Raw genomic sequence first — 21,420 nt, forward strand, 5'->3', positions numbered from 1 at the left:
CAAAAAAGGTCTTGTGTCCAGGCCATTTATCCATATGCTGTCCACACAACGGACATCTGTCCCATCTGGCGACATCTCTTCCACCCCGTCTCCCTCGGAGCTGTGCGTTGGCCATCCCCGAACCGACCGCGCAGGGCCTCGCGCCCTTCGGTGAGTGGCATACCTGGTATCGCGTGACCGGCGACCTGGCGGCGCCCAAGGCACCCCTCGTCGTGCTGCACGGAGGGCCGGGAGCGGCCCACGACTACACCCTGCGGATCGCCCGCCTCGCCGAGCGCGGACGGGCCGTCGTGCACTACGACCAGATCGGCGTCGGGCTCTCCACCCATCTGCCCGAGAAGGGCGCCGGCTTCTGGACCGTCGGGCTCTTCCTCGACGAGTTGGACAACCTGCTCGCCCACCTGGGCATCGCCGGCCGCTACCACGTGCTCGGGCAGTCCTGGGGCGGGATGCTCGCCGCCGAGCACGCCGTGCGCGCGCCGTCCGGGCTGCGCGGCCTGGTCGTCGCCGACTCACCCGCCTCGATGCGGCTGTGGCGCGAGGAGTGTGACCGGCTGCGGTCGGCGCTGCCGCCGGACGTGGAGCGCACCCTCCGCGAGCACGAGGCGGCGGGCACCACGGACAGCGACGAGTACCGGGCGGCCGAGAAGGTGTTCAACGCGCGGCACGTCTGCACGATCGTGCCCAACCCGCCGGAGGTGCTCGCCAGCGACGCCAAGACCGCCGCGGACCCGACGGTGTACCACACCATGAACGGGCCGAGCGAGTTCCATGTCGTCGGCACGCTGAAGGACTGGTCCGTCGTCGACAGGCTCGACCGGATCGCCGCACCCACCCTGCTCGTCTCCGGTCGGCACGACGAGGCGACCCCTCGCACCGTCCAGCCCTTCGCGGACCGGATCCCCGACGTCCGCTGGGAGCTGTTCGAGCACTCCAGTCACATGCCGCACATCGAGGAGGAAGAACGCTACCTCCAGATCGTCGGCGACTTCCTCGACTTCACCGACTGATCGTGAGGGACTCCAGATGAAGCGCATCACCGCCATCGCCGGCGCCGCACTGCTGGCCGCGGGCGTCGCCGCCTGCTCGGGAGGCGGCGACGACGGCGCCGCCACCGCCTCGGGGGCCGGCACGACCGGGCAGACCACCCAGGCCGCGGCCGGGTTCCAGGAGCAGCACAAGGGAGGCACGCTCCGCCTGCTGGCCAAGGCGGGCGACGGCACCCTCGATCCGCACATCAACTACAGCAACGGTCAGTGGCAGATCTTCCAGGCCCTCTACGACGGCCTGGTGTCCTTCCGCAAGGTCGGCGGCAAGGCGGCGTACGACATCGTCCCCGACCTCGCCGAGGAGATGCCGCAGGTCGGCGCGGACGGCAAGACCTACACCTTCAAGCTGCGCACGGGCGTCAAGTTCAGCAACGGCGACCCGGTCACGGTCGACGACGTCGTGGCGTCGTTCCAGCGGATCTTCCGGGTCTCCGGGCCCACGTCCGGCACCTTCTACTCCGGCATCGTCGGTGCCGCCGAATGCGTGAAGAAGCCCGCGGGCTGCACCCTCGGCAAGGGCGTGGTCGCCGACGCGGCGGCGAACACCGTGACGATCAACCTGGTCGCGCCCGACTCGGAGTTCCTGCAGAAGCTCGCCCTCCCGCACGCCTTCGTGCTGCCCAAGGGCACCCCGGCCAAGGACCAGGGCACCACCCCGATCCCCGGCACCGGGCCGTACAAGGTGGAGTCGTACAACCCGAACCAGCTGATGAAGCTGGTGCGCAACCCGAACTTCACGGAGTGGTCGCGGGACGCGCAGCCGCAGGGATATCCCGACGAGATCGACTACAGCTACGGCCTCACCTCCGAAGCGGCGGTCACCGCGGTCGAGAACGGACAGGCCGACTGGATCTTCGACCCGCTGCCCGCCGACCGGCTCACCGAGATCGGCACGTCGTACGAGCAGCAGGCGCACGTCAGCCCGCTCGCCGCCTTCTGGTACATCCCGGTCAACGTCAACCTCGCGCCGTTCGACAAGCTGGAGGCCAGGCAGGCGCTCCAGTGGGCGTTCGACAAGAACGCGCTGGTCAAGATGTTCGGCGGGGCGAATCTGGCGCAGCCGGCCTGCACCATCCTGCCGCCGTCCTTCCCCGGCCATGCCGACTTCTGCGACTTCCCGCAGCAGGACCTGGCCAAGGCCAAGCAGCTCGTGCAGCAGTCGGGCACGGTCGGCCAGGAGGTGTCCATCGTGGTCGCCGACGACGACGTGAGCAAGCAGATCGGCGAGTACGCCAGGAGCGTCCTAGAGCAGATCGGCTACCAGGCCAAGGTGAAGGTCATCTCGACCAACATCCAGTTCACCTACATCCAGAACAGCAAGAACAAGGTGCAGCTCAGCGTCTCGCAGTGGTACGCGGACTACCCGGCGGCCTCCAACTTCCTGAACGTCCTGCTCTCCTGCGCGTCGTACCACCCGGGCAGCGACTCCAGCATCAACATCTCCGGCTTCTGCGACAAGGACGCCGACGCCAAGATCGCCCAGGCCATGAAGCTGGACCAGACCGACCCCGCGGCGTCGGGCAAGCTCTGGGGCGAGATCGACAGGGAGCTCATGCAGAAGGGCCCGATCATCCCGCTGTTCAACCCCAAGCAGATCGACTTCGTGTCCAAGAACGTCGGCGACTACCAGTTCCACGCGCAGTTCCACGCGCTGCTCGACCAGCTGTGGGTCAAGTGACCGCCGCCGTCGAGACCGTGGCCCCGCGGGCGGCGAGGCCGTCCGCCGGGCCGTGGCGGCAGGCGCTGCGCCGGCTGGCGCGCAACCGCTCCGCGGTGATCGCGGCGGCCGGGCTGGTGCTCATCGTGCTGGCCTGCGCCCTCGCTCCTGTGTACGCCGGCTCGATCGCCCACACCGACCCCTTCACGTCCAACGCCTCCGGCACCGCCGTCGTGAACGGCGCGCGGGTGCCGGTCCTCGCCCAGAGCACCGAGGGCCTCGGCCTCGGCGTCACCCCGATCGGCCCGACCTGGAATCCGGGCAGTTTCTTCCTCGGGGCGGACAACCAGGGGCGCGACGTGATGGCCAGGCTCCTGTACGGCGGCCGCAACAGCCTCATGATCGGACTGTCCTCGGCCGCACTGTGCTGCGTGCTCGCCACCGTGCTCGGCGTGCTCGCCGGTTATTTCGGCGGATGGATCGACGCCGTGCTCTCCCGCTTCTTCGACGTGATCTGGGCCTTCCCCGTGTACCTGCTGGCGATCTGCCTGTCGGTGGTGCTGCTCACCAGCGGACTCCACATGGGGCCGATCCACATCGACGCGGGCAGCCTCGCCCTCCCCGTCGTCATCATCGCGCTCATCTACGTGCCGTACGTCGCCCGGCCGTTGCGCGGCCAGGTGATCGCGCTGCGGAACAAGGAGTTCCTGCACGCGGCCGTCGGCCTGGGCGCGTCCGACCTGCGGATCATGCGGCGCGAGGTGCTGCCGAACGTGCTGCCCACGGTCGTGGTGTTCCTGCCGCTGATGACCGCGCTCAACATGCTGACGGAGTCGGCCCTGTCGTTCCTGTCGGTGGGCGTGCAGTCGCCCGACGCGAGCTGGGGGACGATCATCAACGACGGCCTCGCCCTGCTCTACACCCGGCCGGCGATCACGATCGGGGCCGGCCTGTGCGTCGGGCTGACCGCCGTCGCGCTCAACGTGCTCGGCGACGGCGTGCGCGACGCGCTCGACCCGAACGCCCGGCTGCGGGGAGGCGCCTGATGATCGGCTACATCCTGCGCAGGTTCGGCGCCGCCGTCCTCGTGCTGTTCGCGATCAGCGTGCTGGTCTTCCTGATCTTCTTCGCCACTCCGGGCGTGGACCCCGCCGCCCGCATCGCGGGCAAGAACGCCGACCCGGCCACGCTGGCCCAGGTGCGGGCGTCGTTCGGGTTCGACCGGCCGCTGCCCGTGCAGTACGCGCTGATGATGAAGCACCTGTTCGTCTCGCACGACCTGACCTCGTTCGTGAACCGGGGCACGCTGGTGATCCCGCAGATCATCGACGCCGTGCCGGTCACGCTCTCGCTCGTCGTGGGCGCGGCGGTGATCTGGATGGTCCTCGGGGTGGGCATGGGCACCCTCGCCGGCGCCATGCGCGGCACCCTGGTCGACCCGCTGGTCATGCTGCTGGGTGTCTTCGGTGTCTCGCTGCCGGTCTACTGGCTGGGCGAGGTCGTCAACCTGGTGACCCAGAAGCAGTTGCACGGCTCGGTGTTCTCGTGGGTGCCGCCACTGGGGTACGCGCCGCTCTCGCAGGGCGTCGGCCAATGGGCGCTGCACCTGCTCCTCCCCTGGCTCACGCTGGCCCTGCTGTACGCCGGGATCTACGCCAGGCTGCTGCGCGGCGAACTGATCAACGCGCTGAACGAGGACTACGTCCGCACGGCCCGGGCCAAGGGCCTGTCGGAGCGGCGGATCCTCATCAGGCACGCGCTGCGCTGCTCCCTGATCCCGATCGTGTCGCTGTTCGGCCTGGACTTCGGGGCGCTCGTCGGCGGTGCGGCGCTGCTGACCGAGGTGGTCTTCGGCCTGCCCGGGGTCGGCAAGCTCACCTACCAGGCGCTGCAGAACCTCGACCTGCCCGTGATCATGGGCACGGTCCTGTACGCCGCCTTCTTCGTCGTGCTGGCCAACGCCGTGGTGGACGTCCTGTACGCCCGGCTCGACCCGAGGGTGCGCCGTGCCTGAACCACTGCTCGAGGTCAGTGACCTGAGTATCCGCTTCGGCGGCTTCACGGCCGTGGACGGGCTGTCGTTCTCCGTGCGGCCCGGCGAGGTACTGGGCGTCGTGGGAGAGTCAGGCTCGGGCAAGAGCGTGTCGATGCTCGGCGTGCTCGGCCTGATTCGCACTCCGGGGGTCGCGATCTCCGGGAAAGTCGTCTTCCGTGGGCGTGACCTGCTCGCGCTGAAGAACCCCGAGATGCGGGCCATCCGGGGACGCGAGATCGCCATGATCTTCCAGGACCCGATGACCGCGCTCACCCCGGTCTACACGATCGGCTGGCAGATCGCCGAACAGGTCCGCGCACACGAGAAGGTGTCCAGGCGGGCCGCCCGCGACCGCGCGATCAAGCTCCTGGACGAGGTCGGCATTCCCGCCCCGGAACAGCGTGTGGACGCCTACCCGCACGAGTTCTCCGGCGGCATGCGCCAGCGCGCCGTCATCGCGATGGCGCTGTCCTGCAATCCCGCGCTGCTCATCGCCGACGAGCCGACCACCGCGCTCGACGTCACCACGCAGGCGCAGATCCTCGACCTCCTGCGCCGCCTGCGCGCCGACCACGGCTCGGCCGTCGTCATGATCACTCATGACATGGGCGTGGTGTCGGAGATCGCCGACGAGGTCCTGGTCATGTACGGCGGGCGGGCCGTCGAACGCGGCAGCCGCACCGAGGTCTTCCACGCCCCCCGCCACCCGTACACGTGGGGGCTGCTCGACTCGGTGCCGCGCGTGAGCGGCCCCCGGGTGCGCCGCCTGCCCACCATTCCCGGCACGCCGGGTGCGGCCGGGCAGGGATGCCCGTTCGCCGACCGCTGCGCCCACCGCTTCGCCGCGTGCGCCGAGGCGCCGCCGCTGAGCGGGACCGCCGGTCATCTGGACGCCTGCTGGCTGCCGGAAGAGGAGAAGACGCGTTGAGCACCCTGCTGAAGGCCACGGACGTGGTCAAGCACTTCCGCGGCGGCCGGGGCCGTGCCGTACAGGCCGTGAACGGGGTCTCGCTGGAGGTCCGGAGCGGCGAGACGCTCGGCGTGGTGGGCGAGTCGGGGTGCGGCAAGTCCACGCTCGGCCGCTGCCTGGTCAGGCTCACCGACCTGACGTCGGGCACCGTGGAGTTCCAGGGCCGGGACATCACCACGCTGTCGCGCCGCGCGCTCCGCCCGCTGCGTCCCGCCATGCAACTGGTCTTCCAGGACCCGTACGCCTCGCTGAACCCGCGCCGCACGGCGGGCGACGCCGTCGCCGAGCCGCTGCGCATCCACGAGTACGGCGACGCGGCGGCGATCAGGAAGCGGGTCGCCGAGCTGTTCGACCTGGTGGGCTTGACCAGGGCGCACCTCGACCGCTATCCCCACGAGTTCTCGGGAGGGCAGCGCCAGCGCATCGGCATCGCGCGGGCGATCGCGCTGAACCCGGCGCTGGTCGTGGCCGACGAGCCGGTCTCGGCGCTGGACGTCTCGGTGCAGGCCCAGGTGCTCAACCTCTTCTCCGACCTGCAGGAGGAGCTGGGCCTCACGTACGTCTTCATCGCCCACGACCTCGGCGTGGTGCGGCACGTGTCCGACCGGATCGCGGTGATGTACCTGGGCGAGGTCGTGGAGGTGGCCGAGGCGGAGGAGCTCTACGCCGCGCCCGCGCATCCCTACACCGACGCCCTGCTGTCGGCCGTGCCGGAGATCGACGACGGCACGGGAGCGTCCCGCCGCGAGCGCGTCGTGCTCACCGGGGACGTCCCGAGTCCCATCGACCGGCCGGCCGGTTGTTCCTTTCACCCGAGGTGTCCCGTGGCGCAGGCGCGGTGCCGTACTGAACGCCCGGCCCTGCGCCCGGTCGCGGGCCGTCAGGTGGCCTGTCACTTCCCGGATGTCCCCGGAGCCGCCCAGGCCGCCGGGGTCTGACTCACTTCACCAGCTGATCGAGATCCACCTCGAAAGGGAAGGGCACGTGCACCGCCAGGTGCCCGTGGTGGATCCCGGTCGGGTCAGCGGGAGGCGGGGAGGGGGTGCCTTTCGGAGGCGGGAGCCGTACGGGGGCGTGAGTTGGCGAACAGGAGCCCGGCGAGGATGAGGGCGCCCGCGGCGACCGTGAGAGGGGAGATCGGCTCTCCGGTGAACAGCGCGGCGGAGGCGATGCCGAAGACCGGCACGAGCAGACTGTACGGCGCGACCACCGAGGCGTCGTAGCGCGCCAGCAGCCACCCCCACACCGCGAAGCCGCCGAGGGTGGACAGGAACGCGGTGTAGAGCACGGCCCCCACGCCCTCCGCCGTGAACGACGTCAGCGAGGACGGTCCCTCGGTCACCAGGGAAAGCATCAGGAGGGGCGGCGCCGAGACCGCGCTGACCCAGACCATGAACCGCAGGGAGTCGGGCGGCGCGGCCTTGCGGGTGGCGACGTTGCCGAGGCCCCACCCGGCCGCCGCGCCGACGCACAGCAGGAACGCCCCGAAGGGGATCGCCCCCGACCTCGCGGCGACACCGGCCGCGATCAGGCCGAGGCCGCCGAAGGCCACCGCCATCCCGGCGATCCGCCGAGGGCCGAGCCGTTCGCCCAGCAGAGCGGTCGCGAACAGCGCGGTGAACACCGCCTGCACCTGGATGACCAAGGAGGTCAGCCCCGCGGGCATCCCGGCGCGCATTCCGAGCAGGAGCAGGCCGTACTGGGCGACGCCCAGCGACGCGCCGGTGGCCAGCACCCACCGCCAGGGCACGCGCGGCCCTCCGGCGACCAGTACGGCGGGGAAGGCGGCCAGCAGGAACCGGAGTGCGGCGTATGTCAGCGGCGGGTAGTGCTTCAGGCCCGTCTGCATCACGACGAAGTTGACGCCCCAGACGGCCGCGAGCGCGACGGCGAGGGCCAGGTGGCGGGGGCGCATGAATCAGCGGGAGATCAGCGCGAGGGACGGCGCTCGCGGGTCTGCCTGGCCTGCCTCGCCAGGGTCTCCAGATAGGAGGTCTGCTCGGAACGGGCGGGCTTCGTGAAGAGCTTGTTGAAGATTCGCATGTCTATATCGTCGCATCGCTAAACAGTTGAGCGCAAACAAGTTTTTCTAAGCAGCACGGTTTAGACTGTCTACATGTTGGACCTGAACCGGTTGAAGGCCCTGCACGCCGTGTCGGTCTACGGCTCCGTGGGCGCGGCGGCCGAGGCGCTGATGGTCACCCCTTCGGCGATCTCCCAGCAGCTCGCGAAGCTCGAACGGGAGACCGGCGCCGTCCTGATCGAGCGCAACGGGCGCGGCGTCAAGCTGACCGACGCCGCCGGGCTGCTCGCCGAGCACGCCGAGCGCATCCTCGCGCTCGTGGAGACGGCGGAGGCCGACTTCGAGGCGCTGCGCGGGGCGGTGGTCGGCAGGCTGACCATGGCCGCCTTCCCCACCGCGGCCCGGGGCATCGTGCCGCGCGCCCTGACCACACTCAAGAGGCAGCATCCCGATCTCGACCTGCTCGTCTACGAGAGGGAGCCGGAGCGGCAGATCCGCGAACTGGCGCGCGGCGACCTCGACCTCGCCGTCCTGCAGGACTGGCTCAACCGGCCGATGGCGCTGCCCGAGGGCCTGTCGCGCACGGCGCTGCTCGACGACGTCGCCGACGTCGTCGTGCCGGCCGACCACCCCCTGGTGAACGCCGACCGGGTGCGGCTGAGCGACCTCGCCGGCGACAACTGGATCAGCTCGACCCCCGGCACGGTGTGTCACGACTTCCTGGTGTTCCTGCTGCGTTCCGAGGAGCGGGAGCCGCGGATCGTCTGCATGGCCGACGAGTACCCCACCCAGCTCGCGCTGGTCGCCGAGGGCCACGGCTGCGCGCTCATCCCCCGGCTGGGCCGGGGACCGCTGCCCGAGGGCGTCGCCGTGCTGGCCGTCCAGCCGCCGCCGGTGCGGCGCATCTACGCGGTCTGGCGCACCGACGCCGCCCGGCGTCCCGCGATCCGCGCCGCCGCCGACGCGCTCCGCTCCGCGTGCTCAGAGCTGCTCGGCGGGTAGGCTGTCCAGGTCATGACAGAGATGACCATCGTTCACCTGCTCCGGCACGGTGAGGTTCACAATCCCCGTGGGGTCCTCTACGGCAGGCTGCCGGGCTACCACCTGTCCGAGACCGGCCGCCGGATGGCCGAGGTCGTCGCCAAGGCCGTCGAGGGCAGGGACATCGTCGCGGTGTGGAGCTCGCCCATGGAGCGCGCCCAGGAGACCGCGGCGCCGGCCGCCCTGGCCTTGGGTCTGGAAGTGGCGACCGACGAGCGGCTGATCGAGGCGGGCAACGTCTTCGAGGGCCTGCGGATGACCGGGAGCGACAACGTCTTCCGCGACCCCCGCTCCTACCGCCACTTCAGGAACCCGTTCCGTCCGTCATGGGGCGAGGCGTACACCGAGGTCGTGGCGCGCATGAAGGCGGCCGTGGACGACGCGCGGGCGGCGGCGCGCGGCCACGAGGCACTGCTCGTCAGCCACCAGCTGCCCATCTGGATCATCCGGCTGGCGGCCGAGGGCAGGCGGCTGTGGCATGACCCACGCCGCCGCCAGTGCGCGCTCGCCAGCCTCACCAGCCTGACCTTCGAGGGCGATCGGCTCATCAGCGTCGGCTACAGCGAGCCCGCGGGGGCGCTGCTCAGGGCCGGTGCGCCGCCGCAGGGTGAGGCCGCGCTGTTCGACAAGGCCGACGAGGCGCTCCCGGAGGCCCTTCGGGCGGGCTCGGAGGACGAGGAGACGCCCGGACCGCGATCCGTCCCCGGCGTGTGACCCGGCGAACGGGGCACCCGCACCGGTCGGTAGGCTTACAGCTCTACCGGTTGTAGTACAAGGAGATCCTCCTCCCGTGTCCGCCAAGCGCCTGTCCGCCAACCGCGTGACCGCCAACCGCGCCACCGCCAAGCGTCTGACCGCGCTCGCCGCCGCGGCCGTGGCCGCGACGGCCCTCGCCGGCTGTGCGGGCGGCCAGGCGGCCCAGCCCCGCTCCGGCGACACGCGCTTCGTCGCGGGGGACGGCCGTGTCGAGTTCTTCGCCGCCGCGCAGCGTCACAAGGCGCCCGTGATCGAGGGGCAGACCCTCGACGGCGGCACGGCCTCGCTGACCGCGGGCAAGGTCCACGTGCTGAACTTCTGGGCCTCCTGGTGCGCGCCCTGCCGGGCGGAGGCGCCCACGCTCAAGGACATCGCGGCGACCACCAAGTCCAAGGGCGTGGAGTTCCTCGGCGTCAACTTCAAGGACCTCGAGGCGTCCGCGCAGGCGTACGACCGGGCGGTCAAGCCCGGCTACCCGAGCATCTACGACCAGAGCGGCAAGGTGCTGCTGCAGTTCCAGGGCACGGTGCCGCCCGCCGCGATCCCCTCCACGCTGATCATCGACGCCCAGGGCCGCATCGCCGCCCGCGCGCTCGGCGCGGTCAAGTACGACGACCTGCTGTCGGCCGTCACCAAGGTGACCGATGAGTGACCTCGGCAGCACCGTCGCGACCGGGTCGCTGCTGCTGGCCGCGCCGATCGCGGCGGTCGCCGGGCTCGTGTCGTTCGTCTCGCCGTGCGTGCTGCCGCTGGTCCCCGGCTACCTGTCGTACGTCACGGGCATGAGTGGCGACCAGAAGCGGGGCCGGATGGTGCTCGGCAGCGCGCTCTTCGTGCTCGGGTTCGCGGTCGTGTTCGTGCTGGGGGGCGCGCTGTTCGGCGGCCTCGGCGCGGCGCTGCACGGCAACGCCGACGTGATCACCAGGGTTCTCGGCGTGGTGACGATCGTGCTCGGGCTGGCCTTCGTGGGGATCGTCCCCGGCCTCCAGCGTGACGTGCGCATCCATCGGCTTCCCGCGGCAGGGATCGCTACGGCACCGCTGCTCGGGGTCGTCTTCGGCCTCGGCTGGACGCCGTGCATCGGCCCGACGCTGGCGGTGGTGATGACGCTCTCGGTGAACCAGGGCAGCGCGCTGCGCGGCGCCGCCCTCGCCTTCGCGTACGCGCTGGGCCTCGGCCTGCCGTTCGTGCTGGCGGGGCTGGCCTACCGGAAGGCGCTCCACACGTTCAAGGCGGTGCGCCGCCACACCCCGCTGATCACCAAGGTCGGCGGCGCGATGCTCGTGGCCGTCGGCGTGCTGCTCGTGACCGGGCAGTGGTCGGAGATCATCGTCCACCTCCAGGTGTGGGTCGGCGGCTTCAGGCCGGTGATCTGATGAGCGCCCCCGACGATCTCGCCTCCGCCGTACGGGACGAGCCCACGGCACAGGAGCGGGCCGAGCAGCAGGCACAGGAGCGGACGAAGCCCGTCGGCCTGGGCCCTGTCGGCTGGATGCGCTGGACCTGGCGCACGCTCACCTCGATGCGCACGGCCCTGATCCTGCTGTTCCTGTTCGCGCTCGGCTCGGTCCCCGGGTCCATCTACCCGCAGCGGAGCGTCGATCCGGGCCGGGTCGCGCAGTATTTCAAGAACAACCCGACCCAGGCGAAGTGGCTCGACCGGTTCTGGCTGTTCGACGTCTTCAGTTCGCCCTGGTTCGCCGCGATCTACCTGCTGCTGTTCATCTCGCTGGCCGGGTGCGTGTTCCCGCGCGCGCTGACGCACATCAAGGAGATCCGGCGCCGCCCGCCCGCCGCGCCGCGCAACCTCCTGCGCCTGCCGCACAGCGAGGCGTTCGAGGGCGGGCTCACGCTGGAGGAGGCCGCCGCCGCGCTCAGGCGCAGGCGGTTCCGGGTGGTCACCGGCGACGGCTGGGTGTCGGCCGAGAAGGGCTACCTCCGCGAGACGGGCAACCTCCTGTTCCACGTCGCGCTGCTCGTGCTGCTGTTCGCCGTCGGCGCCGGAGGCCTGTTCGGCTACCGCGGCAACGTGCTGGTGGTGGAGGGCGACGGCTTCTCCAACGCCGTGGCCGCATACGACCGCTTCATGCCCGGCAGCCGGGTCACCGCCGAGTCGCTTGAGCCGTTCTCCTTCACCCTGAAGGACTTCCAGGCCAGCTACGTCGCCGCGGGGGAGAAGCAGGGCCAGCCGCTCGACTACCTTGCCAAGCTGACCGTGCAGGACTCGCCGACGGCCGCGCCGCGCGAGGTGGACCTCAAGGTCAACGATCCGCTGGACGTGAACGGCACGCTGACTTACCTGATCGGGCACGGCTACGCCCCCACGTTCCGGGTGACCGACGGCAATGGTCAGGTGGCCTACGACGGCCCGGTGCCGTGCCTGGCCGACGACCAGGCCACGTACACGTCCGAGTGCGTGATCAAGGTGCCGGACGCCCAGCCGACCCAGCTCGGGTTCCTGGCGCGCTTCCTGCCCACGACCGTGCCGAACGGCGACGCCTGGGTGTCGATCTTCCCGGGAGCCGCGAACCCGACCGTGCAGGTCTTCCCGTTCGGCGGCGACCTCGGCCTGAAGTCGGGGCAGCCGCAGTCGGTGTACCAGCTCGACACCACCAACCTGAAGCCGCTCGGCAAGATGTCGGCCCAACCGGCCCCGCTCACCGTGGGCGAGACCAAGGAACTCGCCGACGGCGCGGGGAAGATCCAGTTCACCGGCGTCAAGGAGTGGATCAGCCTCCAGATCACCTACGACCCGGGCCGGGAGCCCGCCCTGCTGGCGGCGGCCGCCGCGGTGATCGGGCTCGTGCTGTCTCTCACGATCCGCCGCCGCCGCGTCTGGGTGCGGGTGAAGGACGGGACGGTCACGGTGGGAGGATTGACCCGCACCGAAGGCGGTGGCGCGGCCTTCGCCGAGGAGTTCACCCAGATTGTCACCGCCCTGCGCGGCGACCCGCTCGCCGACGACCCGTCCGCCGGCGACCCGTCCGTCGGCGAACCGGACGGCGGCGACCCGCCCGCGGGTGACCAGGGCGGCGATCGGGGCGGCGAGCCGGACGAGCCCGGGAGCACCGGGCACGTCGCGCCGGACGCGCCCACCGGAAACGCTGCGCCGGGCGCCCGCCCGGACGAGGAGTGAGTGATGCCCGCCGAGGTCAATGAGAGTCTCGCCACGCTGAGCGACCAGCTCATCCTGGCCACCGTCCTGCTGTATCTCGCCGCGATGATCTGCTACGCGCTGGATCTCGCATTCGGCCGGGCCCGCACGGTCGTGGCCGTACGCCGGCGGCAGCTGGTCGGCGCGGGCGGTCCCGCGCTGCCGGAGGACACGACCGGGGACACGGCGGAGGATTCAGGCCCGCAGCCGGCCGCGTGGGCGGTCCGGGCGGGAACGATCGGCGTGGTCCTCACCTGGATCGCGTGGGCCGGCAACCTCGGCGGCATCCTCACCCGCGGCATTGCCGTCGACCGGTGGCCGTGGGCCAACATGTACGAGTTCGTGGTGGCCATCTGCTTCGCCGCCGTCACCGCGTTCCTCGCGCTGCTGATCCGCCAGCCGATCCGCTTCCTCGGCGCGTTCGTGACCGTGACCGCGGCGCTCGGGCTGGGCTTCGCCGTGCTGTTCCTGCACGTCCAGGCGGGCCCGGTGATGCCCGCGCTGCACTCCTACTGGATCGCGATCCACGTCACGGCGGCGATCGTGGCCAGCGGGCTGTTCATCCTGGCGGGCGTCTGCGCGATCCTCTACCTGATCCGCAAGGACGGGCGGCCGTCGGTGCTGCCGAGCAGGGAGGGCTTGGAGCGCGTCGCGCACCGCGCGATCGTCATCTCCTTCCCGATCTGGACCTTCGCCGTCATCGCCGGCGCTCTGTGGGCAGACCGGGCCTGGGGCCGCTACTGGGGCTGGGACCCCAAGGAGGTGTGGGCGTTCGTCACGTGGGTGGTCTACGCCGCCTATCTCCACGCCCGGGCGACGGCCGGGTGGCGCGGCAAGGCCGCGATGATCGTTTCGCTGGTCGCCTTCGCCTGCCTGCTGTTCAACCTCGTCGGCGTCAACATCTTCTTCTCGGGACTGCACTCCTACGCCGACGTGCCCAAGTAAAGACGGGCGGCGCCCGGGGGAGAGGGGCGCCTGGGGACGGGCGGCGTCCGGGGGAGGATTAGTCCTCGTCGCGCAGGCGCCGCTCCAGGCTGCGCAGGAACTCGGGGTCGTCGTCGGGGCCGCGGGGCACGTCGGCGCTCTGGGTCCACCGGCCGCCGCCACCCGCCGCGTACATGGCGTGCCGGGCACGGGGGCGACCCACGAGGAGCCAGGTCAGCGCGCCCACGTCCGCCAAGAAGATCACGATAAGGACCCACATGAACTTGGGGAGATTGCGCACATCCTCCTCGGGGGTCGTGATCACGTCGAACAGGCAGTAAAGCCAGAGGGCAAGCAGCGCCAGGCCGATAATCACGCTAGGCATGCCCACACGGTAAGCCATACCGGTGACTGATCGTGTCGGCCTTCGGGGTGACGGGGGCAGCCCGGCATCGTACGGTGGACCGGTACACGGCATGCCGGGAACGTGGAGCCTGACAGAGGGGTGCGATGGCGGAGCCGGGCGACAGGGGCCGCCACCGGCGGGGGTCGCGGTGGTGGCAGCGAGGGCCCTACTGGTCCTCCCACCGCCGTACTGACCTCCCCGAACGCCCTCCCGATCGTGTTTCCGACCGGGCCGCCGACCGTACGGCGGAGCGGACCCAGGACCGGCCCACAGAACGGTCCGCGGAACGGCCGCAGGGCCGTCGCGCACAGTGGGATGCGCAGTGGGGTGCACAGTGGGGCGCCGACTGGACCGGATGGCCGCCGGAGCAGCCGGAGCAGCCGGTGGATCGGGTCCACACCGTGACGGCGCCCGTGGCGGACGACCGGCCGCACTACACCTGGCGGGACTTCGAGCTCGACGACCTCCCGACGCGGGCCGCGCCCCACTCTCCCGACGCGCCCGACCTGCGGGACGGCAGACGGCACTGCGGGCCGCTGGAGCGGATCCTGTACCGCGAGTGGGACGCCGCCGAAGGGCCGCCCTCCGCCGACGCCGTACGGGCCGTGGACAGCCTGGCGAGCCTGCCCGAGCAGCTCAAGACCAAGCTCGCCATCGGGCTCGAAGGCATCTACGTCGGGCGCGGCGGGGTGCCCGACCTGGACGACATGGGCTACCTGCGCGGTGCGCCGCTGCCGTCGGGGCGGGCCACCTGGGACATCTGCGCCGGCGCGTACGGCGACCGCAAGATCGTGGTGGGGGACCGGCCGTCGCCCACGCCCGACGTGATGATGCACGAAGTCGGACACGCGCTGGACGACGTGGACGCCGGTCCGGGAGAGTGGGTCTCGGACTCTCCCGAGTTCGCGGCGCTCTACGAGGAGTGCCTGCCGCTGTTCGCCTCGTCGTTCCACCGGCAGCCCGGCGGCCTGGGGTGCAAGGAGTTCTTCGCCGACGCGTTCGCGGCGATCGCGTCCCGGCAGCGTCCGGCCCTGGTCGACATGCTGGGCGGCGACACGCGGGCCGCCCTCAACGTCATGCTCTTCTTCAACCGGCGTTACGGAATCTAGGTGATTCGGATGTACGTGATCCGGCTCGGCGACGGCACGCTGCGCGTGCCCAGGTCACTCACCACCGACGACGGGCGCCTCATCGGCAACGCGTACGTGGAGGTCGCTCCTGGCGAGCCCGACTACGAACGCTGGCTGGCCGAGTCGATCACCGAAGAGGAGGACGCCGAGCGGCGGCGCCGCTGGCGTGAGGGCGACGACGCGCTGGAGCAGGCGTTCCTGGCCTTCAAGGCGGAGCAGGACTGACGTACCCGGCAAGGGAGCAGGACAGGCCGGGACGCAGACTCGACGTGGGGCTGACTCCGGTGACCCTGCGGCGTCCGGGTAGCGCGCAGGATCACCTGGTGCTGGTACTGCGTCAGACTCGCGGGGAGTCGCCGTTCGGCCGTTCGGCCGTGAGGACGTCCTCACCGCGAAGGAGGGCGTGCACTTCCGATTCACGGAATCGCCTGTGCCCCCCGGGGGTACGGATGCTGCTGATACGCCCGGCCGCGGCCCAACGGGTCACGGTCTTCGGGTCGACCCTGAAGAGAGCGGCAACCTCTCCAGGAGTCAGCAGTCGCTCGCTGCTACTCTCCACAATCTCTCCCCCTCGCGTCCCGCGTCCTGCAGCGGGCGGACAGGTAACCAGTGTGCCGAGCGAAGCCTGATTTATCCGTGGTTTTCGCAGAAGATCACGGGTTGTTACCGGCTCAGTGCCCGATTGTTATATGATAGAGCCTCTTTGGGGCGCTCATGGGTGTTTCTTTACAAAAGCGCCTTGTTGTGAACACTAGCAGTGCCCGCAGCAGATGCGAAGAGAGACCGGCGCGTCGGGAGAGTGACGTAACCTCGACGCTGTGCATCCGGTTGTCGTTTACACCCTTTCGCGCCTCGGCCTGTTCGCCGTGGCCCTCGGCGTCCTGTATCTCGTCGGCCTGCGGTCGTTCCCGCTGCTCCTGCTCGCGGTCCTGGTCAGCGGTCTGGCCAGCTACGTGCTGCTGACCAAACAGCGCGACGCGGTGAGCGAGCGCATCGCCGAGAAACGGCGTGAGGCGGGGAAGAACTAGGTCGTCGGGAACATGCCGACGCGGGCATGGTACTCATGCCCGAGCTCCGTCGTGTCGCTTCCCACCAAAAGACCTGTCTTTACGGTCAGGAAGGCCTTTACCCCGATTCCCCTTTCCCGCGTCGGGTTCCAGCGCAGAGCCCTGCCCGTGACCGGGTCGATCGCCCCGATGCCGGGCCGGCGGGCCGCTCCGGGACCGGCCGTGTCGGCGCCCCGCGGGTTGTCCAGCCAGCGCTGGTGTCCGCCCACGTAAACGGCGGACCCCGTGACCGCGACCGCGTACAGGGAGTCCCCTCCGGTCAGGTTCACCCAGGTCGGACGGACCGCCTCGCCCTTCGCGTACGTCTCGAACCTGGCGGCGGAGTCGCACAGCTTGGACGTGCGCGGCGCCGGCCCGCCGGTCGTGACGACCACGAAGTAACGACCGTCGGGAGACAGGTCGAGCCCCCGCACGTACGACGGGAAGTCCGGCTTGCACGCCGGGGCGTACGCCTCGGTGCGCCAGTTGGCCACCCGCCCGGTCGTCAGGTCGATCACGCCGAGCTGCGGGCGGCGCAGGCCGTCGAGCGTGGTGAACGAGCCGTCCACGACTAAGCGGTCGCGGACGGCCGCCATCGCGTAGATCCGGGGATCGCCGCGCCGCCCGTCGCCGGGCGTGACGGTGAACCGGGGGTCCACCGCGCCGGTCTCGGCGTCCACGCGGGCCAGTGCGGTGCGCGGGCTGCGGCCGATCCTGCTGAAGTCGCCGCCGACGTAGAGCGCGCCGCCCAGCCGGACCAGGCTGGTGACCTCCCCGCCGTAGACGGGGGCGGAGAAATCTTCGACGGGAGCGCCGTCGGACACGCGGAGGCGGGCCAGGCCCCGATAGGGAGCGCCGAACGCGCCGCCCACATAGACCGTGTCGCCGGGACCGGCGGCCAGCGCGGCCACCGGCCCGTCGAGGTCCGGCGCGAAGTCGCGCAGGACGCGTCCGGTGTAGAGGTCGAAGGCGAAGACGTTGGCCCGCGGCAGGTCCTCCCCGCCCCGGGCCTCGCGGACCGCGCTGAACTCGCCGCCCACGACGACGGTGCGGCCGACCAGCGCGAACGCGGTGACGATGCCGTCCAGCACGTGCGGAGTGGTGTTCACCGGGTTCTCCGAGACCACGCGGGGCTGCGGCGTCCCGGCGGACGCCGGGACGGCGGGGATGACGGCGGCGCATGTGACGAGCGATGCGACTGGGAGCAGTGCGGTGGTGACGCGCATTCCCCAATTTCTAGCAGACGCAGCGTAATCGATGAACTACGTTCCGCTCATCCGGTGGCGGCGATGAGGGGGCACGCCCGTCGCGGCCTAGGCTTGCGTGCATGACGCGCGCATCGCTGGACAAGCAGCCGCACGAGGTCGCCGCGATGTTCGATCGCACGGCCCGGCGCTACGACCTGGTCAACGACGTCCTCTCGCTCGGCCAGGACCGCCTGTGGCGGAAGGCGACCGCGGCGGCGATCGACGCGGGGCCCGGCGAACTGGTCCTCGACCTCGCCGCGGGCACCGGCACCTCGACCGACGCGTTCACCGCGCTCGGGGCGCGGGCGATCGCGTGCGACTTCTCGCTCGGCATGCTCCGCACCGGCGTCGAGCGGCGCGGCGGCTCCGGCCTGTACGGCGGGGGCGTGCGCGGGGTGACGTTCGTCGCGGGCGACGCGCTGTGCCTGCCGTTCCGCGACGACACGTTCGACGCGGTGACGATCTCCTTCGGCCTGCGCAACGTGGCCGACACCGGGCAGGCGCTGCGCGAGTTGCTGCGGGTGACCCGTCCGGGCGGGAGGCTGGTGATCTGCGAGTTCTCCCGGCCGACGCCGAAGTCGTTCGACCTCGTCTACTCGCAGTACCTGATGAAGCTGCTGCCGCCGGTGGCCCGGATGGTCAGCTCGAACCCCGACTCCTACGAGTACCTCGCCGAGTCGATCCGGGCCTGGCCCGACCAGGAGGCGCTGGCGGGGATCATCCAGGAGGCCGGCTGGCGGAAGGTGGCCTGGCGCAACCTCACGCTCGGCATCGTGGCCCTGCACCGGGCGGTCAAAGCGTGATGAGACGTGCTTGGCCATACCCCTCTGACACTGCGCGCCGGATAGGGGTTAGACTGCGGCGCGACAGTTTGTGAAGTTGTTCACAAAGGCACGAAGGTCTAAACCAATTCGAGGCCTTCCTTCCCTGGAACGGACAGGTCCCCCGTGAGCGAGCAAGCCCGCGTGACGCGGAGAGAGGTCGACGCCGACGTCATCGTCGTCGGTGCGGGTCCCGCGGGTGCGACGACGGCCTTCCACCTCGCCCGCGCCGGTCTCGACGTGCTGCTGCTGGAGAAGACGCGCTTCCCACGCGAGAAGGTCTGCGGAGACGGGCTGACCCCGCGTGCGGTGAAGGAACTCGTCGCCATGGGCGTCGACATCGACGCGCCCGGCTGGGTCAGGAACAAGGGTCTGCGCGTCTACGGCGGCGGCGTGCGCCTCGAACTCGACTGGCCCGAGCTGTCGAGCTACCCCGACTTCGGTCTCGTGCGCACTCGCGCCGACTTCGACCAGATCCTCGCCAGGCACGCCGAGCGCGCGGGCGTCCGGCTGCGCGAGGGCGTGAACGTTACAGGGCCGGTGCTCGACGAGCGCAGCGGCCACGTCGTGGGCGTGACGGCCAAGGCGGACGGCGAGGAGGTGTCCTACCGCTCGCGGCTCGTGGTGGCGGCCGACGGCAACTCGACCCGGCTGTCGCTCGCGATGGGCCTGCACAAGCGCGAGGACCGCCCGATGGGCGTGGCGGTGCGCACCTACTACAAGAGCCCCCGGCACGACGACGACTACCTGGAGACGTGGCTCGAGCTGTGGGACGGCGACCGCCTGCTCCCCGGCTACGGCTGGATCTTCCCCGTCGGCGACGGCACCTCCAACGTCGGTCTCGGCCTGCTGAACACCAGCGAGGCGTTCAAGAACATCGACTACCGCGACCTGCTGCGGCGCTGGATGAAGAACACACCGACGGAGTGGGGCTTCACCGAAGAGAACATGACGGGCCCGATCAGGGGCGCCGCGCTGCCGATGGGCTTCAACCGGCAGCCGCACTACACCCGCGGGCTGGTTCTCGTGGGCGACGCGGGCGGATCGATCAACCCGTTCAACGGCGAGGGCATCGCGTACGCCATGGAGACCGGCAGGACCGCGGCCGAAGTGATCGTCCAGGCGCTGTCCCGGCCGACGCCCGCCCAGCGTGAGCGCGTGTTACTCGCCTACCCGCGTATCCTCAAAGACGCCTATGGGGGATACTTCACCCTCGGCCGCCTGTTCGTCGAGGCGATCGGGAGGCCGGGAGTGATGAGCTTCGCCACCCGGCACGGGATGCCCCATCCCACCCTGATGAGATTCGCCTTCAAGCTGCTCGCTAATCTCACAGACCGGCGGGGCGACGTCCCCGACCGCATAATCAACGCCCTGTCGAAGGTGGCTCCGCCATCATGACCGAAGCCAGCATGACGCGAACCCGCATGACCGAAGCCCGCATGACCGAGACGACGCGCACATCGCCGCCGGCCCCGAAGACGGCCGCCCGGCCGGCCGCGCTCTCCGGCATTCTCGTGATCGCCCAAATTCACCGAGTAAGCGAGGACATGTAGCCATGGAGCTGTATGTGCCGATCGTGGTGCTCGCGGTCCTCGCGGCGGGATTCGCCGTGTTCTCCGTGAGCATCGCGCCCTTCACCGGGCCGAAGCGCTGGAACCGCGCGAAACTGGACGCCTACGAGTGCGGCATCGAGCCCACTCCGCAGCCGGTCGGCGGCGGCCGCTTCCCGCTGAAGTACATGATCACCGCGATGCTGTTCATCGTGTTCGACATTGAGATCATCTTCCTCTATCCGTGGGCGGTGGCCTTCGACAAACTCGGCGTGTTCGGGCTCGTCGAGATGGTGCTGTTCATCGTCACCGTTCTCGTGGCGTACGCCTATGTCTGGCGGCGTCGCGGCCTCGATTGGGATTAGCCATGGGTCTTGAAGAGAAACTCCCGAGCGGGTTCGTCCTCACCACCGTCGAGCAGGTGGCCGGCTGGGCCCGGAAGAACTCCGTCTGGCCTGCGACCTTCGGTCTCGCCTGCTGCGCCATCGAGCTGATGGCCACCGGCGGCCCGAAGCACGACCTGGCCCGCTTCGGCATGGAGCGCGCCTCCGCGTCCCCGCGGCAGGCCGACCTGATGATCGTGGCCGGCCGGCTGTCGCAGAAGATGGCGCCCGTCCTCCGCCAGATCTACGACCAGATGGCCGAGCCCAAGTGGGTCATCGCGATGGGCGTGTGCGCCTCCAGCGGCGGCATGTTCAACAACTACGCCATCGTGCAGGGCGTGGACCACGTGGTGCCGGTCGACATCTACCTGCCCGGCTGCCCGCCGCGCCCGGAGATGCTGATCGACGCCATCGTGAAGCTGCACGACAAGATTCAGAACATGAAGTTCGGCGCGCACCGCGAGAAGCAGATCGAAGAGCTGGAGCTCCAGGCGCTGCGCACGCTGCCGCTGATCGACCAGGGGGCCGGGAAGTGACCACCGAGAACCTGCCCGGGCTGCCCGAGGAGCCCGTCGCCCGCAAGGGCATGTTCGGCGTCAAGGACAGCGGCGACACCTCCGGCTACAACCGCCTGGTCGTCCGCCGCCCGCCGAAGCTGTCCAGCAGCCGGCCGTACGGGTCGTACTTCGACGAGGTGGCCGACGCGCTGGAGCCGGCGTTCGCCGACGCCATCGAGCGCGTGGTCGTCGACCGCGGGGAGATCACCTTCCACGTGCGGCGCGAGCGGCTGCCCGAGGTGATGCGGCACCTGCGCGACGACGCCGCGCTGCGGTTCGAGCTGTCGCTCGGGGTCTCGGGTGTCCACTACCCCGAGGAGACCGGCGCTGAGCTGCACGCCGTCTACCACCTGTGCTCCATCACGCACAACCGGCGCGTCCGGGTGGAGGTCTCCGCCCCCGACGCCGACCCGCACATCCCCTCCACGGTTCAGGTCTACCCCACGCACGACTGGCATGAGCGCGAGACGTACGACTTCTTCGGAATCGTCTTCGACGGCCACCCGGCGCTGACCCGGATCGAGATGCCGGACGACTGGGAGGGGCACCCGCAGCGCAAGGACTACCCGCTCGGCGGAATCCCGGTCGAGTACCGCGGCGCCGAGGTCCCCGCGCCGGACCGGAGGAGGTCGTACTCGTGAGCATCCGCGGCGACCTGCACGAGTGGACGA

General features: G+C 70.5%; 25 protein-coding genes. 21 read left to right on the plus strand and 4 right to left on the minus strand.

Annotation, left to right across the window (positions count from 1 at the left end):
* The first annotated feature begins 107 nt into the window (after positions 1–107).
* Genes QSK36_RS13815 through QSK36_RS13840 form a run of 6 tightly spaced genes read left to right on the plus strand, consistent with a single transcriptional unit; the run spans position 108 to position 6,649 of the window.
* Positions 108–1,010, plus strand: coding sequence for a proline iminopeptidase-family hydrolase (locus QSK36_RS13815; RefSeq protein WP_285782667.1), 903 nt, complete (start codon positions 108–110; stop codon positions 1,008–1,010).
* A 16-nt stretch (positions 1,011–1,026) separates the two neighbouring features.
* Positions 1,027–2,727, plus strand: coding sequence for an ABC transporter substrate-binding protein (locus tag QSK36_RS13820; protein WP_285782668.1), 1,701 nt, complete (start codon positions 1,027–1,029; stop codon positions 2,725–2,727).
* Positions 2,724–3,752, plus strand: a complete 1,029-nt coding sequence (locus QSK36_RS13825; RefSeq protein ID WP_183537543.1) for an ABC transporter permease — start codon at positions 2,724–2,726, stop codon at positions 3,750–3,752. The genes QSK36_RS13820 and QSK36_RS13825 overlap by 4 nt, the downstream gene beginning before the upstream one ends.
* Positions 3,752–4,720: an ABC transporter permease gene (locus tag QSK36_RS13830; protein ID WP_285782669.1), complete on the plus strand. Its 969-nt coding sequence runs from the start codon at positions 3,752–3,754 to the stop codon at positions 4,718–4,720. The genes QSK36_RS13825 and QSK36_RS13830 overlap by 1 nt, the downstream gene beginning before the upstream one ends.
* Positions 4,713–5,669, plus strand: coding sequence for an ABC transporter ATP-binding protein (locus QSK36_RS13835; protein ID WP_285782670.1), 957 nt, complete (start codon positions 4,713–4,715; stop codon positions 5,667–5,669). Before QSK36_RS13830 ends, QSK36_RS13835 begins: the two co-directional genes overlap by 8 nt.
* On the plus strand, positions 5,666–6,649 hold the full coding sequence (locus tag QSK36_RS13840) for an ABC transporter ATP-binding protein (protein ID WP_183538723.1): 984 nt from the start codon (positions 5,666–5,668) through the stop codon (positions 6,647–6,649). The genes QSK36_RS13835 and QSK36_RS13840 overlap by 4 nt, the downstream gene beginning before the upstream one ends.
* Before the next feature lie 83 nt (positions 6,650–6,732).
* Here QSK36_RS13840 and QSK36_RS13845 read toward each other — a convergent pair whose 3' ends face one another.
* The gene (locus QSK36_RS13845) at positions 6,733–7,626 is read right to left on the minus strand and encodes an EamA family transporter (RefSeq protein ID WP_285782671.1); all 894 of its coding nucleotides are present in this window, start codon (positions 7,624–7,626) and stop codon (positions 6,733–6,735) included.
* Between the two features lie 201 nt (positions 7,627–7,827).
* Between QSK36_RS13845 and QSK36_RS13850 the strand changes: the two genes are divergently transcribed.
* The 6 genes from QSK36_RS13850 to ccsB all read left to right on the plus strand — a co-directional run bounded on the left by QSK36_RS13850 (position 7,828) and on the right by ccsB (position 13,630).
* Positions 7,828–8,736, plus strand: coding sequence for a LysR family transcriptional regulator (locus QSK36_RS13850; RefSeq protein WP_285782672.1), 909 nt, complete (start codon positions 7,828–7,830; stop codon positions 8,734–8,736).
* Between the two features lie 12 nt (positions 8,737–8,748).
* A complete protein-coding gene (locus tag QSK36_RS13855) occupies positions 8,749–9,489 on the plus strand; it encodes a histidine phosphatase family protein (protein WP_285782673.1) in 741 nt (246 codons plus the stop codon).
* Positions 9,490–9,565: 76 nt separating this feature from the next.
* A complete protein-coding gene (locus QSK36_RS13860) occupies positions 9,566–10,183 on the plus strand; it encodes a TlpA family protein disulfide reductase (protein WP_285782674.1) in 618 nt (205 codons plus the stop codon).
* Positions 10,176–10,907 (plus strand): cytochrome c biogenesis CcdA family protein, encoded by a 732-nt coding sequence (locus QSK36_RS13865; protein WP_139574076.1) that lies wholly within the window; start codon positions 10,176–10,178, stop codon positions 10,905–10,907. Before QSK36_RS13860 ends, QSK36_RS13865 begins: the two co-directional genes overlap by 8 nt.
* The gene (resB, locus tag QSK36_RS13870) at positions 10,907–12,667 is read left to right on the plus strand and encodes a cytochrome c biogenesis protein ResB (RefSeq protein WP_285782675.1); all 1,761 of its coding nucleotides are present in this window, start codon (positions 10,907–10,909) and stop codon (positions 12,665–12,667) included. The genes QSK36_RS13865 and resB overlap by 1 nt, the downstream gene beginning before the upstream one ends.
* Before the next feature lie 3 nt (positions 12,668–12,670).
* Positions 12,671–13,630: a c-type cytochrome biogenesis protein CcsB gene (gene ccsB / locus QSK36_RS13875; RefSeq protein WP_285782676.1), complete on the plus strand. Its 960-nt coding sequence runs from the start codon at positions 12,671–12,673 to the stop codon at positions 13,628–13,630.
* 58 nt (positions 13,631–13,688) lie between these two features.
* On the opposite strand, the gene QSK36_RS13880 is transcribed toward ccsB, so the two are convergent.
* Complete coding sequence (locus QSK36_RS13880) at positions 13,689–13,994, minus strand: PLD nuclease N-terminal domain-containing protein (RefSeq protein ID WP_285782677.1); 306 nt, start codon at positions 13,992–13,994, stop codon at positions 13,689–13,691.
* 125 nt (positions 13,995–14,119) lie between these two features.
* Between QSK36_RS13880 and QSK36_RS13885 the strand changes: the two genes are divergently transcribed.
* Positions 14,120–15,124: a hypothetical protein gene (locus tag QSK36_RS13885; protein ID WP_285782678.1), complete on the plus strand. Its 1,005-nt coding sequence runs from the start codon at positions 14,120–14,122 to the stop codon at positions 15,122–15,124.
* A 9-nt stretch (positions 15,125–15,133) separates the two neighbouring features.
* Positions 15,134–15,370 (plus strand): hypothetical protein, encoded by a 237-nt coding sequence (locus tag QSK36_RS13890; protein ID WP_030506849.1) that lies wholly within the window; start codon positions 15,134–15,136, stop codon positions 15,368–15,370.
* Positions 15,371–15,482: 112 nt separating this feature from the next.
* On the opposite strand, the gene QSK36_RS13895 is transcribed toward QSK36_RS13890, so the two are convergent.
* Positions 15,483–15,704, minus strand: a complete 222-nt coding sequence (locus tag QSK36_RS13895; protein ID WP_079315524.1) for a BldC family transcriptional regulator — start codon at positions 15,702–15,704, stop codon at positions 15,483–15,485.
* Positions 15,705–15,963: 259 nt separating this feature from the next.
* Between QSK36_RS13895 and QSK36_RS13900 the strand changes: the two genes are divergently transcribed.
* A complete protein-coding gene (locus tag QSK36_RS13900) occupies positions 15,964–16,173 on the plus strand; it encodes a DUF4229 domain-containing protein (RefSeq protein WP_183537532.1) in 210 nt (69 codons plus the stop codon).
* Here QSK36_RS13900 and QSK36_RS13905 read toward each other — a convergent pair.
* Positions 16,170–17,417 carry a hypothetical protein gene (locus QSK36_RS13905; RefSeq protein WP_285782679.1) on the minus strand — a complete coding sequence of 416 codons (1,248 nt, stop codon included), beginning with the start codon at positions 17,415–17,417 and terminating at the stop codon, positions 16,170–16,172. The genes QSK36_RS13900 and QSK36_RS13905 overlap by 4 nt on opposite strands.
* Before the next feature lie 101 nt (positions 17,418–17,518).
* Here QSK36_RS13905 and QSK36_RS13910 point away from each other — a divergent pair, with 101 nt between their 5' ends.
* From QSK36_RS13910 to QSK36_RS13935, 6 genes are all read left to right on the plus strand, one after another.
* The gene (locus QSK36_RS13910) at positions 17,519–18,241 is read left to right on the plus strand and encodes a demethylmenaquinone methyltransferase (RefSeq protein WP_285782680.1); all 723 of its coding nucleotides are present in this window, start codon (positions 17,519–17,521) and stop codon (positions 18,239–18,241) included.
* Between the two features lie 162 nt (positions 18,242–18,403).
* Complete coding sequence (locus tag QSK36_RS13915; protein ID WP_285782681.1) at positions 18,404–19,657, plus strand: geranylgeranyl reductase family protein; 1,254 nt, start codon at positions 18,404–18,406, stop codon at positions 19,655–19,657.
* Entirely contained in the window at positions 19,654–19,812 is a 159-nt protein-coding gene (locus tag QSK36_RS13920) for a hypothetical protein (protein WP_161627966.1), read from the plus strand. Before QSK36_RS13915 ends, QSK36_RS13920 begins: the two co-directional genes overlap by 4 nt.
* Positions 19,813–19,814: 2 nt before the next feature.
* A complete protein-coding gene (locus tag QSK36_RS13925) occupies positions 19,815–20,174 on the plus strand; it encodes an NADH-quinone oxidoreductase subunit A (protein ID WP_079315519.1) in 360 nt (119 codons plus the stop codon).
* A gap of 2 nt (positions 20,175–20,176) precedes the next feature.
* Positions 20,177–20,728 (plus strand): NuoB/complex I 20 kDa subunit family protein, encoded by a 552-nt coding sequence (locus QSK36_RS13930; RefSeq protein ID WP_079315518.1) that lies wholly within the window; start codon positions 20,177–20,179, stop codon positions 20,726–20,728.
* Entirely contained in the window at positions 20,725–21,390 is a 666-nt protein-coding gene (locus QSK36_RS13935) for an NADH-quinone oxidoreductase subunit C (RefSeq protein WP_285782682.1), read from the plus strand. The genes QSK36_RS13930 and QSK36_RS13935 overlap by 4 nt, the downstream gene beginning before the upstream one ends.
* The last annotated feature ends 30 nt before the right edge of the window (positions 21,391–21,420 follow it).

It is taken from the genome of Microbispora sp. NBRC 16548 (assembly GCF_030268985.1).
In the GTDB taxonomy this organism is placed as follows: Bacteria; Actinomycetota; Actinomycetes; order Streptosporangiales; family Streptosporangiaceae; genus Microbispora; species Microbispora catharanthi.